The organism is Methanothermobacter sp. K4 (assembly GCF_022014235.1).
Lineage (GTDB): Archaea > Methanobacteriota > Methanobacteria > Methanobacteriales > Methanothermobacteraceae > Methanothermobacter.
Map to the genome: position 1 here is coordinate 23,202 of NZ_JAKLTD010000001.1, position 14,200 is coordinate 37,401.

General features: G+C 47.0%; 17 protein-coding genes. 6 read left to right on the forward strand and 11 right to left on the reverse strand.

The features are described 5' to 3' along the window. Positions 1–26 precede the first annotated feature (26 nt). The 5 genes from L5462_RS00125 to pth2 are packed head-to-tail and all read right to left on the reverse strand — an operon-like array spanning position 27 to position 2,782. On the reverse strand, positions 27–1,262 hold the full coding sequence (locus tag L5462_RS00125) for a tripartite tricarboxylate transporter permease (protein WP_237779477.1): 1,236 nt from the start codon (positions 1,260–1,262) through the stop codon (positions 27–29). Between the two features lie 22 nt (positions 1,263–1,284). Further along, positions 1,285–1,554: an elongation factor 1-beta gene (locus L5462_RS00130; RefSeq protein ID WP_237778826.1), complete on the reverse strand. Its 270-nt coding sequence runs from the start codon at positions 1,552–1,554 to the stop codon at positions 1,285–1,287. Between the two features lie 48 nt (positions 1,555–1,602). Beyond that, positions 1,603–1,764, reverse strand: coding sequence for a zinc finger domain-containing protein (locus L5462_RS00135; protein WP_013295112.1), 162 nt, complete (start codon positions 1,762–1,764; stop codon positions 1,603–1,605). After that, positions 1,765–2,415, reverse strand: coding sequence for a delta 1-pyrroline-5-carboxylate synthetase (locus tag L5462_RS00140; protein WP_237778827.1), 651 nt, complete (start codon positions 2,413–2,415; stop codon positions 1,765–1,767). Between the two features lie 28 nt (positions 2,416–2,443). Next, a complete protein-coding gene (gene pth2 / locus L5462_RS00145) occupies positions 2,444–2,782 on the reverse strand; it encodes an aminoacyl-tRNA hydrolase (protein WP_237778828.1) in 339 nt (112 codons plus the stop codon). A gap of 253 nt (positions 2,783–3,035) precedes the next feature. Here pth2 and hmtA2 point away from each other — a divergent pair, with 253 nt between their 5' ends. Together hmtA2 and L5462_RS00155 are read left to right on the forward strand one after the other, a co-directional pair. Beyond that, a complete protein-coding gene (gene hmtA2 / locus L5462_RS00150) occupies positions 3,036–3,242 on the forward strand; it encodes a histone HmtA2 (RefSeq protein WP_013295109.1) in 207 nt (68 codons plus the stop codon). Between the two features lie 243 nt (positions 3,243–3,485). Further along, entirely contained in the window at positions 3,486–5,261 is a 1,776-nt protein-coding gene (locus L5462_RS00155) for a ribosome biogenesis/translation initiation ATPase RLI (RefSeq protein WP_237778829.1), read from the forward strand. Between the two features lie 195 nt (positions 5,262–5,456). On the opposite strand, the gene L5462_RS00160 is transcribed toward L5462_RS00155, so the two are convergent. The 3 genes from L5462_RS00160 to L5462_RS00170 all read right to left on the reverse strand — a co-directional run bounded on the left by L5462_RS00160 (position 5,457) and on the right by L5462_RS00170 (position 8,201). Further along, positions 5,457–6,614 carry a pyridoxal phosphate-dependent aminotransferase gene (locus tag L5462_RS00160; RefSeq protein ID WP_237778830.1) on the reverse strand — a complete coding sequence of 386 codons (1,158 nt, stop codon included), beginning with the start codon at positions 6,612–6,614 and terminating at the stop codon, positions 5,457–5,459. Positions 6,615–6,876: 262 nt separating this feature from the next. Further along, on the reverse strand, positions 6,877–7,581 hold the full coding sequence (radB, locus tag L5462_RS00165; RefSeq protein ID WP_237778831.1) for a DNA repair and recombination protein RadB: 705 nt from the start codon (positions 7,579–7,581) through the stop codon (positions 6,877–6,879). Further along, a complete protein-coding gene (locus L5462_RS00170) occupies positions 7,578–8,201 on the reverse strand; it encodes an L-threonylcarbamoyladenylate synthase (RefSeq protein WP_237778832.1) in 624 nt (207 codons plus the stop codon). Before L5462_RS00170 ends, radB begins: the two co-directional genes overlap by 4 nt. Before the next feature lie 55 nt (positions 8,202–8,256). On the opposite strand from L5462_RS00170, the gene pgsA reads away from it, so the two are divergent. The 4 genes from pgsA to L5462_RS00190 are packed head-to-tail and all read left to right on the forward strand — an operon-like array spanning position 8,257 to position 10,407. Then, positions 8,257–8,826 carry an archaetidylinositol phosphate synthase gene (pgsA, locus tag L5462_RS00175; RefSeq protein WP_237778833.1) on the forward strand — a complete coding sequence of 190 codons (570 nt, stop codon included), beginning with the start codon at positions 8,257–8,259 and terminating at the stop codon, positions 8,824–8,826. A gap of 45 nt (positions 8,827–8,871) precedes the next feature. After that, positions 8,872–9,105: a DUF357 domain-containing protein gene (locus L5462_RS00180; RefSeq protein WP_237778834.1), complete on the forward strand. Its 234-nt coding sequence runs from the start codon at positions 8,872–8,874 to the stop codon at positions 9,103–9,105. A gap of 10 nt (positions 9,106–9,115) precedes the next feature. Further along, positions 9,116–9,769, forward strand: coding sequence for a TIGR00153 family protein (locus L5462_RS00185; RefSeq protein WP_237778835.1), 654 nt, complete (start codon positions 9,116–9,118; stop codon positions 9,767–9,769). After that, the gene (locus tag L5462_RS00190; RefSeq protein ID WP_237778836.1) at positions 9,769–10,407 is read left to right on the forward strand and encodes a DUF434 domain-containing protein; all 639 of its coding nucleotides are present in this window, start codon (positions 9,769–9,771) and stop codon (positions 10,405–10,407) included. The genes L5462_RS00185 and L5462_RS00190 overlap by 1 nt, the downstream gene beginning before the upstream one ends. Positions 10,408–10,553: 146 nt before the next feature. On the opposite strand, the gene fbp is transcribed toward L5462_RS00190, so the two are convergent. The 3 genes from fbp to L5462_RS00205 all read right to left on the reverse strand — a co-directional run bounded on the left by fbp (position 10,554) and on the right by L5462_RS00205 (position 14,159). Continuing rightward, on the reverse strand, positions 10,554–11,651 hold the full coding sequence (gene fbp, locus L5462_RS00195; RefSeq protein WP_237778837.1) for a fructose-1,6-bisphosphate aldolase/phosphatase: 1,098 nt from the start codon (positions 11,649–11,651) through the stop codon (positions 10,554–10,556). Positions 11,652–11,749: 98 nt separating this feature from the next. Further along, positions 11,750–12,916: a tRNA uracil 4-sulfurtransferase ThiI gene (thiI, locus tag L5462_RS00200; RefSeq protein ID WP_237779478.1), complete on the reverse strand. Its 1,167-nt coding sequence runs from the start codon at positions 12,914–12,916 to the stop codon at positions 11,750–11,752. Between the two features lies 1 nt (position 12,917). Beyond that, positions 12,918–14,159 carry a methanogenesis marker 16 metalloprotein gene (locus L5462_RS00205; protein WP_237778838.1) on the reverse strand — a complete coding sequence of 414 codons (1,242 nt, stop codon included), beginning with the start codon at positions 14,157–14,159 and terminating at the stop codon, positions 12,918–12,920. Positions 14,160–14,200 lie beyond the last annotated feature (41 nt).

The window sequence follows — 14,200 nt, forward strand, 5'->3', positions numbered from 1 at the left end:
TTAACTGATAACTAGCTGATTGAAACTTAAATTCCCATGTAAATAACCACTGCAGGAAGCACAAGGACCCCCATGAGATGGGACTTGCTTATACCTGCACAGTGGGGGATGATCCCGAAGGCAGTTGATGTCAGGAGCGCCACTGCAATGAACGGCAGGTTTGCACCCTCCATGATGGCAAAAAAGAAGATAGATGCCACCATGAATAGCATTACACAGGCTGAGACCCCCCTATAGCTGATACCTGAGAGGCTGCAAGCGAGGTGATCACCCATCTTTATGGCAGCTACTGCGGCGACAGAGACCGCGATTAGAGAAGTGGATATGAAGAGCATCAGATGGGCCATGCTGACGTCCTGAAGAATCTCTGAAATGTAGACCGCAATGCCGCTTCTGGGGTTTCCTATGAGGTAGAGTGTGAGGAGCGAGAAGAGGGCGTCTGATGTGTTCAGACCTGAAATTGCCATGATGAAATCCTCAGGTGCATCCTCACCCCCTGAACCTGTGAGGGAGGCTGCTATCATCCCGCCCTGGGCTGGTCCAAATCCAGGGAGAAATCCAAGTAAAACAGATGCAATTCCACCTGCAGATACCGACCTCAGGGTGTTCATGTTGAACTCTGTGAACTGAACCCTGCTCTGTTCAGGGATATCTGATGCTGAATTTAAACTGTAAATGAGGGTGCTGAGTCCAAAAAACCCTGAAAAAAGTGTCATGAGCCCAAGACCCGGTGATAGGGGCGTCTGAAACATGAGCCACCCCATTGCACCTGAGAAGAGAAAAAGCGCCAAAGCCCAGATAATAGCCTCGACATTTCTGCTGAGTTTTATCATCATGTAAAGAGATACCAGAATCAGAATCAGCCATATATGGGGTCTGAGGAAATTGTATAGTGGTGGTAAAATCAGGAAGAGTGATGGTAGGAGGATTATTGTTATGAGGATCCCTCCAACACCACCCACCGTGGCCGCCCTTATGGCCTCCCCTGCCTTACCTTCAAGCACCAGCCTGTGAGCAGGGAGGACAGAGATGGCTGTTCCCTCATCGGGCACCCCCAGAAGCGCTGAGGGTATGAACTCAAGAAGGGCGTGTGCCACTGAAAGGGATAATAAAAAAACAGCGAGGACTTCCTCAGATACATGAAGGTGGGTTGATGATGCGAAAATGAATGCTCCCACAGTATTAACATGGATACCTGGAATCAGGCCAGTTAATATGCCAGTGATTATTCCAAGAAAACAGGCAAAAAGGATATCGGTTATCCCAATCACCCGAAAAGGGGAGCTACATTAACCTTCTCACATCGGTTACCTCTATATTGCTAACACCATCAATACCAGCAAGGCTCTCCTCAGCGGCTTCGGTTCCGCCCTCTGCATCGCCCACAACAACCATCACATTGAGGGCCACTAGGCCAAATGCTATTGGCTCCTCATCTATTTTGTGAAGTTCAGTACCCTCGGGTATCCTTGATTCAATTTCCTTCTTGAGTGCCTCAAGGTCAACGTCTGGACTTTCAGGCATAACCTTTATGGTAGCTACTACATCTCCCATGAAATACCTCCACACAGAATTTGAGTAATACTAATTTATATATTTTTCCTATGGCCCCTCGAATCCACAGCTGCACCTGTAGGTGTGTCCGAAGGTTCTGCACTTCTGGCACCTGTAGATCATCTCGCCACACATGGGGCACTCAAATTTCACATAGGTTTCAACCAGAGGTATCTCCTGCTTACAGGATGTGCATTCCATCTTTGTCATTTAATCACCTCTTATAACTGTACATATACATTCTGAAGCACCTGCCCTTAAAATGGACAGCACCCTATCGGGAAACTTCCCGTTTGCAACATAACAATCAGTTTTCAGTTTAATGAGAAGTTCAGGTAGTGCCTCGTCCACTGATGTCTCACCAAAAGATAGTAAGTTTTTAGCACTTATCTCATTTATAAGTTTAGCATCGCTGGCAGGTGGCCTCTCAGTATATATACCATCTACATCTGTTGCTATTAAAAGTTTCGCCCCGAGCATGTGTGCTATTATGAGTGACAGGGAATCCGAGGTCACCCTCCATGAGTGTTCAGCGGGATCAGTAAAACGCAGAAGTTCAGATGGCAGGATCACAGGTGTCATGCCACTCTCAGTTACCTCCCTGCACTCACCGAGTGTCCTCACTGGAACAGCAGATTCACAAAGGTCAGAAAGCAGTCTTCCAGTAATATCCATGCAGAGTATGGCCGAATCATGGGTTGCCCTTTCAGAAAATCCCAAAAACCTGTCATAGTACCTCACTCTATCTGCAAAATCCCCACCACCACACACCACAGCTGCCCCGGTTCCCTCAAGGCTTTTAAGGAGTTCTGCAGCATGTTCAGGGAATAGGCTGCCACCTATCTTAACAAGCCAGTCCATAATATCACCATAATTTCCATCTCAGGCCTCAGAGAAGTTTGAGGTCGCCTGTTATTTTATCTATCTTCTCATCGTCGTCAGGGCCTATACCCAGGCATGTGATGGTGCCTGCGGGTATCTGGGTATGCCCTGCGTCCCTCACAAGATAATATGAGATTCCTGAATCCTTCACAGATTCATATATCTCCAGAAGCTCATCAAGGCTCTTAACTGAAACTATAACCTTCTTTGAACCATCAATTTCCCATTTTCTGATTTTATCAGGATCTGTTTTTTTGAATGAACCAATAGAAGCATGACAGGCCTGGGCTGCTATTTTACCCTTTCCCATCTTCAGATCAGATCTCACTATTATGACCTGTTTCATTTTCCCACCATCCGGGTCTATATTGGTTGGTACTAATAACTGTTTCCAGCACGAAAAAAATGAACAGTCATCAGTGCCCATCTCATGCACACCTCAACCGGAGGTGCCCCTCCAAACCAGAAGGTTGGTGCCAGTGTTACAGTGACAATCTGCAAGGCGGGGAAGTATAGAATCATGATATGGATGGAAAAGAGTGCCGAAAAATCGATAAATTTAAATAGTATTTGGTTAAATATAGAATTGAGGTGATATTATGGCCGAATTACCCATAGCACCAGTTGGGAGAATAATAAAAAATGCCGGTGCCCAGAGAATAAGCGACGACGCAAGGGAAACACTTGCAAAAATTCTGGAAGACAAAGGCGAAGAAATAGCAGCAGAAGCTGTTAAACTAGCAAAACACGCCGGCAGAAAAACTGTTAAAGCATCAGACATAGAACTGGCCGTTAAAAAGCTATAATGGCCATTTCTATTTTATTTTAAATTTCATACTTCAGTATCCCCATCAAGTCGCTGGTTGACTTTGAAGGATGACTGAATTTAAATGTCATACTTCAGTATCCCAATGAACTGTTGACTATTTATTTCCCCGGCAACAATAATTCAAAGGGGCTTGAATTTCTGGGAATGAATTTTATTTATTACGTCCCATACCATAATCAACCGAAACTGAATTTTCATCCTCATACCGATGGTGATAGAATTGACCAGAATCTCAATACTCGATCATGATAGATGCCAGCCAAAGAAATGCAACTACGTCTGCATAGAGTACTGCCCGGGAGTTAGAATGGACGAGGACACCATAACAATTGATGAGAAAACAAAGAAACCCCTTATATCTGAGGAACTATGTTCCGGTTGTGGTATATGCACAAAAAGGTGTCCATTCAAGGCCATAAGCGTTATAAATCTTCCCGAGGCACTTGAAGACCCGGTTCACAGGTACGGACAGAACATGTTTGAACTCTTCGGTCTCCCCACCGTTACAGAGGGGGATGTGATTGGGCTTATAGGTCCGAACGGTATCGGGAAGTCAACAATCATAAGGATACTGTCAGGGGAACTCAGACCAAACCTTGGCAACTTCCAGGACCCACCAGGTTGGGATGATATTATAAACCACTTCAGGGGATCCCAGCTGCAGAATTACTTCCAGAACCTCAGTGAAGGAAAGGTAACAGTTGTGCACAAACCCCAGATGGTGGATAAGATCCCAAAGTATGTTAAGGGAAAGGTTGAGGATCTTCTTTTGAGTATAGACTCAAAGATAACAGATGAGGTAATTGAAACCCTTGAGATTGGGGAGATAATGGGTCGTGAGATATCAAACCTCAGTGGGGGTGAACTCCAGAGTGTGGCAATTGCAGCTGCAGCTCTACGTGAAGCAGATTTCTACTACTTTGATGAGCCCACCTCATGGCTGGATGTGAGGCAGAGACTCAATGCCATAAGGGTCATAAGGTCCCTTGCAGAGGCAGGAAAATCCGTTATGGTGATAGAGCACGACATGGCCGCCCTTGACGCAATGTCAGACTACGTCCACATACTCTACGGTAAGCCAGGTGGATACGGGGTTGTATCCAACCGTCGCGGTGTTCGGGTGGGAATCAATACCTATATCAGGGGTTTCCTCAGGGAGGAGAACGTGAGATTCCGGGATCATGAAATAGAATTCAAGGTAAAACCCCCAAGGGCCGAGGAAGAGGGTGAGGTTCTCGTGGAGTACTCAAAGATGATAAAGTCCCATCCAGCATTCCGTCTTCAGGTTGAGGAGGGCACAGTATACCTCAATGAGGTTGTGACAGCCTTCGGACCAAATGGTATAGGTAAAACAACCTTTGCAAAGATCCTTGCAGGTGTTGAAAAGCCTGACGAGGGGAAGGTAAAAAGGAAGATAAAGATATCCTACAAGCCCCAGTACCTTTCATCGGATTATACAGGTACAGTGGAGGAATTCCTCTATGCAAACGCCCCTTCATACGGGTCGAACCTCTTCAAAAGCGAGATCATGAGGCCATTCAATCTTGAGGAGATACTTGACAAGGCAGTTAATGAGCTGAGTGGTGGGGAGCTCCAGCGCCTTGCAGTTGCAGTTGCACTCTCCAGGGACGCGGAACTTTATGTTCTGGACGAGCCAATAGCATTCCTTGACGTTGAACAGCGTCTACTTGCAGCCAAGGCCATAAGGAGGATAATTGAAAGCAGGAATGCGTCCGCCATGATAATTGACCATGACATAATCTTCATTGACTACATATCCGACAGGGCCATGGTCTTCAGTGGTAAACCTGGAGTTGAGGGAAGCGCTGGAAGCCCCACCGAACTCAGGGAAGCAATGAACACATTCCTCAGTGAAACGGGGATAACATTCAGAAGGGATAAGGAAACAAAAAGGCCGCGTGTCAACAAGCCTGGAAGTTTCCTTGACAGGCAGCAGAAAGAAATGGGGGAATACTATTACCTGAAAACAGAATAGTATGGATAAACACACCTTCATCATTCTTTTCAAAATCTCCATAAAAAGTTCGCCAGATAATACCTCCATTCTTTATTTTTCCAAGGGATCCCCTATGTGATCATAGTTAATCTACTGAACAGAGACTGGGGAATACCTTCCAAATTAAAACTTCAAAAAAACAGTTTCAGGATTAAAAAACTAAAAATCGTGGAATTATGATGGTCTCAGGAACTCCATCACATCCACAAAGTTCTCAGCGAATATCTCGACCTGTTCAGTTGGTATGGAGAAGCTGAGACGTATGTACCTGTCCCCGAATATCTTGCTGGTGTATGCGCCCTGCCTTACAAAGATCTTCCTCTTCAGAAGGTAGTCTGTAAGGTCAACGGGGTTCACACCGGTTTCATGTATATCGATGGCCATCATGTTCCCATTTGATGGGTAAACCGGGAGAAATGCCCCTTCAACCTCTTCAACAGCGTCCCTGATGATTCTCTGGTTCCTGAAGGTCACATCACGTATCCTTTCAACCCACCTATCCTTTGACCTGAGGGCTGCGATTGCACCTGCCTGGGATACAACATTTGTACCGAGGTCATTTATGACGATGCTCTTCACTGACTCAACAATGTCTGCTGCTGCAACAATTGCACCTATCCTGAGGCCTGCCATCCCGCATATCTTGGAAAAGCTGTAAACTGTAACTGTATGGTCGGGGGCGTAATCAGCTGCCAGGTGGTGTTCCTGTGCAAAGTCCCTGTAGGTTATATCGTGCAGAAGGTAAACATCATGGTCCTCTGCAATGTCTGCAAATGCCTTTATCTCCTCCAGTGTATATGATGATCCCAGTGGATTCAGTGGATCAATGAGTGAAATCAGGCGGGTGTTGCTGTCCATATTCTCAAGCACAAGGTCGGGTGTCAGTTTATACCCACATTCACTGCTGTATATTGGGACCGATGTGACACTGCATGCGAATCTGCTTGCAAAGTTGTCAATTATCAGGTACCCTGGATCACATGTTATGGCATTATCCTCAGGGTTGAGAATATCATTCATGCAGAGATACAGGGACTCTGTACCCCCGGCGGTTATGAGGGCCTCAAAGCCATCCTCAAGTCCCAGATCCTTCAGTACAAGTTCCTTGAGTTCCGGGAACCCCTCAGGGGGAGGGTACTTGCAGTAACTACCCTCATTTATGCAATCAATCATGGCTTCCGCTATTTCAGAGTGATCATGAAGATGGTTGGTGTTCTGACCCATCCATATCATTTCTTTGTCCTTGAAGACGTAGTTAAAAAACTCATTTGAAGTTTTAAAGCCGTTTGGCGGCACTTTTGCGGCTTTAGCATATTTTTTAGGAGAAATCATTTTATCACATCAGCACCAGAGTATCCTAATGAAAGAGAAGAAGGCTTCTCTTATCTACCCGAGGCTGAACCTCAACCATAGGCCACACTATTACCGTGTTCTATATCATATTAAACAAACCACTTAATAAACTTTGTTCAGCACCAGAGATTCTGTAATAAAATTTAGGGCCCATATCCTACTTCCAGGATGCAAAACTAACCTCCCGGGGATCGGCCAGACGATAACTGGGCCCATGCTGGAAGAATAAAATCCCTCAAGTTCAGATAATACCCTCAGGAACTATCCTGAAACTGGTCCTCAAACCTTCAGGTCTGTTTCTGTGCCTTCTGAGTACAGCAATCCTCTCACCAGGTCTATCGCCCATTTCAAGTTCAACAATTGTTTTGGACCAGTACCTCAGGAGGGTCCCGCCAACGGGACTCACCCTTTCCATCCCATCATCTCCCCTCAGGGAATATATCTGGTTGGTTATAACCACTGCAAGGTCAAATCTCCTGGCAATCTGCAGAAGAAGGAAAAGCTGTCTTCCAAGATCAACATTGAAATTCGATCCCTTTCCCTCCTTTAAACGATATAGGGCCACCGCAGAATCGAGTACAATCAGGTCAACTGAAGTCCCATGGTTTTTGAGGACATTTAGTGTTCTTTGAATGGCTTCACCCTGCTCTGTGAAGCTGGAGGGTTCAAAAACTATTATATTATCTGCAACCTTTTCAAATGAAGATCCTGAAACCTGTTTTATCCTTTCAACAGAAATTCCGCCCTCAGTATCAATAAAAACTGTCTTTTTGCCTCTCTTTGAAGTTTCAACTGCAAGTTTAATTGCGATGTTGGTTTTACCAGAAGCTGGAGGCCCATAGAACTGGGTGATGGTCCTCCTCTCAACACCCCCTCCAAGTATGGAGTCAATGGATGAACCAGTGGGAAGCCTTCCGTTTTCACTGAGTTCCATAAGGGTCCTCATCCTATACACCTGAAAATCCTGTGGATAACTTCAGGGTCCCCCCTACCTACTCTGAGAACAGAGGGTGGTTCAACTGTAAGATCTACAACCGTGGATGGTTCAGTGCTATCACATTCACCTGCATCAAGCACAAGGTCAACGTCCAGATCCCCCATTATATCATGAGGGTCCCCTGATGGTTGCTTACCCGATATGTTGGCGCTTGTGGCTGTCACAGGAAACTTTGCTGATATCCTTCTGCACACCTCATCATCCGGGACCCTTACACCCACCTTTGATGATCCTCCTGTGAGGATATCCGGCACCAGATCCTTCTTCTCAAGTAAAACCGTGTAGGGACCCGGTAATATCCTTCTGATTATCTCCATAGCATGCTCTGATGGTTTTGAGAACCTTGGTATCTCAGACACCCCCGAGACACATATGGATACAGGTTTATCAGGGGCCCTTCCCTTTATCCTGAAGAGCTTCCTGACTGACTCCTCGTCAAGTGCATTGACACCGAGGCCATAGATGGTATCTGTGGGGTATATCACTGCCCCACCTCCCTCCATAACGGATATTGCCTCATCGATCGCCTTTTGTGATGGGTTTTCTCTTCTGATTTTCCGGATTATCATTGAACCACCAGATCCATGACCAATTTATATATCTGTAATCAATATAAATGAGTTCATGTTGAATCAGTTCAGACCGGCACTCAGAAGGTTAATAGACCCTATCGCAGAGAAAATTGCAATACCAGCAGATTATATAACGTTCACTGGTTTCCTGATTGCATGTGCCTCGGCTGCATCCTATGCCTCCGGGAATATTATCAACGGTGCGCTACTTCTTGCATTGAGCGGATTCATAGACGTCCTTGATGGAGCTGTTGCAAGGAGGAGGTTCAGTCCCACCAGATTTGGTGGTTTCCTGGATTCAACCCTTGACAGGCTCTCAGATGGCATAATCCTCATTGGTATAACGGTAGGGGGTTTCACCGGGCCTCTCACAGGTATGCTGGCCCTCCACTCCAGCCTCATGGTCAGTTATGTGAGGGCAAGGGCCGAGTCCGAGGGCCTTGAATGCACTGTGGGTATTGCTGAAAGGGCTGAGCGCCTCATAATACTCATTGGAGGGTCCCTTGCAGGGTACTTCCTGGGTTTATGGTATATGGACGCTGCCATGATAATTCTTGTAATTGCAGGTTACTTCACGGTTTTTCAGAGGATGATGTATGTTCGGAGGCAGATGAAAACATAGGGCCTCAGGAAAAGTCCCTGATTAAGAGATTGGTGAGGTGTTTAAATGGAATGCAGGGAACGCATAGAAAAGGACCTTGATCTTCTTGAGAAAAATTTAATGGAAATGGAATCCATAGAATTAAAAGTGGAGGAGAGGGCCATCATTGAGAGGGCACTGAACTACAGGGACGACTCCATCTACTACCTCGATAAGGGGGATTACCTCACATCCTTCGGGTGCATAACCTACGCCCACGGCCTTCTGGATGGCCTCAGAATGCTTCACGGAATTATATGATGGAGATAAAATGAAGTTCTTCATGAAAGAGGGTAAAGTTGAGAAGTATGGACGCAGACACCTTGATAAGGTCACAGAATGCTACCTGAAGCTGGAGGAGCTGATGGAGGCATTTTACAGTGGCGACTGCAGACGTGTATCCAGGCTCGCAAGGGAGATAGCGGTTAGTGAGTATGAGGCCGATGAGATAAGAAGGAAAATGGAACTTGAATTCTATGAGGGTGCCTTCCTCCCATTTGACAGGGAGGACCGTATAATGCTCGTTGAGAGCATAGACAAGGTTGCTGATGTCATTGAATCAACTGCATTCACTGTATCCCTTGGAAGGGTTTCCTTCCCCTCAGGGTTCAGGGAGGACTTCCAGAGGATGATGGATGTTACAGGAAAAACTGTTCACGCCCTCAAGGAATGTGTGGAACTACTTGAAAGGGACCTCGGGGAGGCCATGAGGAAGGTCCATGAAATTGAGGGCCTTGAGGATGAGGTGGATACAATTGAGAGGAAGATCATAACGGACCTCTACTCCGCCTACAGGGAGAAGGAAATGGGCGTCATAAAATTCATGGACATGAAGGAAATCACCCGGAAGATCGGAAACATTTCCGACAGGGCCGAGGATGCGTCTGACCGTGCCCTCATAATAATAGCCAAGAGAAGAGGCTGATGACCCTTAAAATGGCAGTTGAGGACCTCAGGTACCTCCTCAACAGGGGCTACCGTAAACGCGTTGCACTTAATTTCGTTGCAAACCACTATCTTCTCGGGAAGAGGGAGAGAAATTACCTTGCAAGGTACGTCTTCTCAGATGAAACCGCGAAGAGGAGACTCTCCCGGCTGGTAGGTCCAGATTCCCTCAGGGGTTCCACTATCCACATTGATGGCTACAACGTACTCATAGGTACAGAAAGCGTTCTTGGGGGTGAAGGGTTCTTCATTGCCCAGGACGGGTTTCTGCGGGATATAAGGGGTGTCTCAGGAGGTTACAGGATGGGTGAAGTAACCATGAGGGCCCTGAATGCCATAATGGATTTATTATCAGATTCAGGTGTTAAAGGGGCGTTTTTCTATTTTGACAGGAACGTCAGCCACAGTGGCAGACTGAGGCAGATCGTTGAGGAACTCATGAATTCCCGGGAACTGGAGGGACGTGCTATTCTCTCATCATGCGTTGACAGAAGGCTTAAGGAAAGCAGTGGTGTGGTGGCGACAGCTGACGGTGCTGTGGTTGACTCTGTGGATATGGTGATTGACATTCCCCATGAGATACTCAAGAGAATCAAGAAGAAACCAGAGAAGGTCTAGTGACAGAAAAGAGAACAACCATTAAAGGTACTCAAAACCCTATTCATACAGACTAATCATTAAAAATAACCATTAAAGATCCTTTATGAGCAGAAAACAGAAATTTAATGTCTTTAAGAAAAAATGAAGATGTGGACGGAGCCTGTTTACTCCATGTCCTCAAATCTGTCCCCGAGTTTTTCAAGCACGCCTGGAAGGGATGTGTACTCCATTTCATCTGAGGGGAGCCTGTGGGGTTCGAATGGCCCGTGTCTTCTCATGTACTCTGCAATTTCAGATGCGAGCTGCCTTGAGCGATCAAATGAGGGGTCATCAAACATGTCAACTGGGCCCACGAGTTTGCAGTCTGCGATCTGGAATCCCAGCCCTATGACCCTTGGAGGTCCGTCGAACCTGACAGGTGTTGCATCCCTCTGGGCAACAGGCATCAGTGGCCCGTTGTGTGATCCCCTCATCCAGCCACCCACAAGGTGCGGGAATGCGAAGGGCTCAACGACTTCCCCTGCTGCAGGGAACCCTGACTGTGCCCTCACAATTGCGACCGGGTCATCCTTTCCTATATACTTGCCTGCCATGAGGTTAAGCCGTTCTGTGCTCACAGAGGCTGCTATTTCACCGTCGTCCCTTCTGTGTATCTTCTTTATCACGTAGCGGCTGATTGAACCCAGGAGGGCAAGGAGGTCGTACATCTCGTCAGGGCATGCCATTGTAACCTTTTTGTGTTCAACAACATCAAAGACCTCGAATTCGTATCCGTTGTGAAGTGATGGGTCAATAACAAGGCCCGCGGTGTTGAATGGGTCTGCAAACATTCTGAAGAGGGGCAGGTTAAACGCTCCAGATTCGGTCTTGTCGCAGCAGAAAATTATAACAGGATCGCTTGGCCTCTCCTTAAATTCCATTTCAGCGCATCCAGGACCCATGCCCTTGATGTTTCCTGAGAAGGTGTCTGAGAGGAGGTCCTGTCCTGCACCGTAAAGTTTTAAGCCTCTGGCCACCTCTGTAGCTTCCCTGAAGGCGTTCCATGCTGTCTGGTGAACCTCCTCATTTTCTTCACCATTCCTGTGGGTCATTATGAGGTCAATATCATCTCCACAGTTGGTAATATAATAATCCTCAAGGATTCCTGTATCCCTGGCTTCTGCCAGTACCTCGTCGCACTTCTTCTTTAAGGCCTCATGTGCGACTGCGTGACCGGCTACGCTTCCAACATCTGCTTTAATTACACTAATGGTTGTTTTCATCATTACACCTCCAGAAGATAGTGAGTTAATTAACTGGATTCTTTATATAAAAGATGTGATCTGATTATTTAAAAAGTTATCCACAAAATCTGCAAGGATCATTCCCTGCTTTCCGTTTCTGAAGCTGATCTGAATATCCTCTCGATTTCATCTTCAACCCGGATTTTTTCTGAGAGTTCCCTGATGGATGATGGATCTGCTGCTGTTGAGGGATGGCTGGGTACAGCACTGCATCCACCATCCGGTATCACCGAGATGTCGTAGGTGCCTATCCTCTTTGCAAGGGCCTCTATCTCCACCTTGTCCATGCCTATGAGGGGACTGAGGACAGGCATCCTCACAGCCATCCTTGTGGCGAGGATGTTTGGAAGGGTCTGGGATGCCACCTGCCCTAGGCTGCTCCCATCCACTATTGCAAGTGCCCCCTCCTCCTCTGCAACCATCTCGGCGAGGCGGTACATCCCAGCCTTGCAGAGGACGCATGTCATATTCTCAGGGGCTTCTCTCCTGCATTTTTCAAGGTAACTTCCATACCTGAAGATTCTGAGTTTGAATTCGACTCCCGCAGAATACTCCGCAAGTTTTGAAGCGATTTTCTCAACTTTATCAAGGGACTCGGGAGCTGTGAATGGTGAATTATCGGTGTGGACCGCCACGACCTGGCATCCCCTTTTCATGAGGAGATAGGTGGCAACAGGTGAGTCTATTCCCCCAGATAAAAGTGCAACAACCTTGCCCTGGGTGCCTGCAGGCAGGCCGCCCGGACCCTGGATGACCCTGTGGTAGATGTATGTCCTGTTTTCCCTTATTTCAAGGTGGATCTCAAGGTCAGGGTTTCCAAGGTCCACAGGGGCCCCTATCTCCCTCACCACAACTGAACCTGCGAAGGCTGCCATCTCCTGGCTTGTGAAGTCATGCTGCCCCACCCTTCTGCATCTTATTGCGAATGGTGTCCTTCCTGTGATGAGGCCCTCCAGTTTCAGTTCACCTATGTATTCCCTGAGTGCCCCCTCTATAACATCAAAATCGGTTTCCACCGTCACAGCTGGTGAAAAGGATACCACCCCAAAGATCCTTGAAAGTTTATCAAGGGCCTCATCCATGTTATCAGGAAATACGAATATTCTTCCATGCCTGATTTCCGCTCTGCAGGTGAAAGCAGCCCTTATATTATTGAGGAGTTTCCTTTCGAACCTCCTTCTAACAGCTGGGCCCTTAATTGCAACTTCACCATACCTTACAAGTACAACATCATATTCAAGAATTCTAGCACCCCCCTATCAGGAAATCCCCATTTTCTATGAGTTCTTTGAGTTCAAGAGCTAGCCTGGATGCCCTAACCCTGTCTGACTGTCTGCATATGATGGGTACTGCCCTATCACCAATCCTGACCTCACCCGTATCCATCTCATACACTCCGTATGGGCATGAGAAGGCGCATACGCCGCAGCCGAAGCATTTATAAAGGTCCACTCCATTGTCTATTGCATGTGTCGGGCACCTCTCAGCCGCCAGACATGAACTGCAATCCGAACAAAATTCAGGGTTATAGGCGGGTCTCTCGTCACCAGCCCATGTATCTGCATATGTCAAATCATGGATTACCCTTGAACGATCCCTCACATCTGCAACAGGAATTCTTATATCTGAATTAAGGACCATAAGTCTCTCAAAGACCCTCTCAGATGTTACTGGTAGTGGAACTGCAATGGTGTTGAATATCTCAGGTCCTGCAGCTGTCCTGAATCCCCCAATGTAAGCAGGGTTCATATCATGCAGGTCCCCGCTCAGCATTAGATTTGGTTTTTCAGGGCTGCTCCTTGTACCTTCACCCAGTACGAGGCCCCTGGCACCATTTAAAAGTACACTGGTTCCCCTCCTGATGAACTCCATCCCAGGATCATTTTCAAGGGGATTGATGTCACCGCAGCCTGAAAAGGAGAGACCCCCACAGTGGGGCGGCATTTCAAATGCGTTGAATATGGATTTTGCAGGTTTATCTGATGGGTTGACAATGGCTGTGTAGTTTCTGAACGCCATCCTTGTTCCTATAATCCTGGCTGTTTCAATATCATTTAGAGTAACTGTGGATTCAACAACGGAGCCGTCCTCGGATGTGACCTTCACATGAACCTCAGATCCAAGTAGAAGGTCCCTCAGTAGGAAGCCTCCCCCATAGTCGGGGTCCGTGCTGCTGTGTGCCGTCCCATAAATAAAGAGGTCCACTGAACCCAGGTTTTCATTTGGACACGGGCCGGGATATGCTGGTATGCCGTTCAGTTCAGCTGAAACCGCCTTCCTGAATGAACCCGGTTCAGATACCCTGAAATGCATGACAGCTGCTGTGCCTGACATTACCCCGCAGGTGGCCGCTGTTACCACGTCAACCTCATCTGCAGATGGGGCCTCATCGTTGATGACCAGTTCCTTGAGTTCCCCGGCTGTTAAAACGGTTGCTTCACCATCCAGTATCCTCTCATTTATTTCTGAGATTGTCCTCAAATTCATCACCAGACGACGACACCAACAGTTATTTCAGAAAATTTCTC

What these genes read in the sequence shown, in the direction of transcription:
- L5462_RS00130 (WP_237778826.1), bottom strand. Translation starts at nt 1,554, where the DNA reads ATGGGAGATGTAGTAGCTACCATAAAGGTTATGCCTGAAAGTCCAGAC.
- L5462_RS00135 (WP_013295112.1), bottom strand. Translation starts at nt 1,764, where the DNA reads ATGACAAAGATGGAATGCACATCCTGTAAGCAGGAGATACCTCTGGTT.
- L5462_RS00140 (WP_237778827.1), bottom strand. Translation starts at nt 2,415, where the DNA reads ATGGACTGGCTTGTTAAGATAGGTGGCAGCCTATTCCCTGAACATGCT.
- pth2 (WP_237778828.1), bottom strand. Translation starts at nt 2,782, where the DNA reads ATGAAACAGGTCATAATAGTGAGATCTGATCTGAAGATGGGAAAGGGT.
- hmtA2 (WP_013295109.1), top strand. Translation starts at nt 3,036, where the DNA reads ATGGCCGAATTACCCATAGCACCAGTTGGGAGAATAATAAAAAATGCC.
- L5462_RS00160 (WP_237778830.1), bottom strand. Translation starts at nt 6,614, where the DNA reads ATGATTTCTCCTAAAAAATATGCTAAAGCCGCAAAAGTGCCGCCAAAC.
- radB (WP_237778831.1), bottom strand. Translation starts at nt 7,581, where the DNA reads ATGAGGACCCTTATGGAACTCAGTGAAAACGGAAGGCTTCCCACTGGT.
- L5462_RS00170 (WP_237778832.1), bottom strand. Translation starts at nt 8,201, where the DNA reads ATGATAATCCGGAAAATCAGAAGAGAAAACCCATCACAAAAGGCGATC.
- pgsA (WP_237778833.1), top strand. Translation starts at nt 8,257, where the DNA reads ATGTTGAATCAGTTCAGACCGGCACTCAGAAGGTTAATAGACCCTATC.
- L5462_RS00180 (WP_237778834.1), top strand. Translation starts at nt 8,872, where the DNA reads ATGGAATGCAGGGAACGCATAGAAAAGGACCTTGATCTTCTTGAGAAA.
- L5462_RS00185 (WP_237778835.1), top strand. Translation starts at nt 9,116, where the DNA reads ATGAAGTTCTTCATGAAAGAGGGTAAAGTTGAGAAGTATGGACGCAGA.
- L5462_RS00190 (WP_237778836.1), top strand. Translation starts at nt 9,769, where the DNA reads ATGACCCTTAAAATGGCAGTTGAGGACCTCAGGTACCTCCTCAACAGG.
- fbp (WP_237778837.1), bottom strand. Translation starts at nt 11,651, where the DNA reads ATGAAAACAACCATTAGTGTAATTAAAGCAGATGTTGGAAGCGTAGCC.
- L5462_RS00205 (WP_237778838.1), bottom strand. Translation starts at nt 14,159, where the DNA reads ATGAATTTGAGGACAATCTCAGAAATAAATGAGAGGATACTGGATGGT.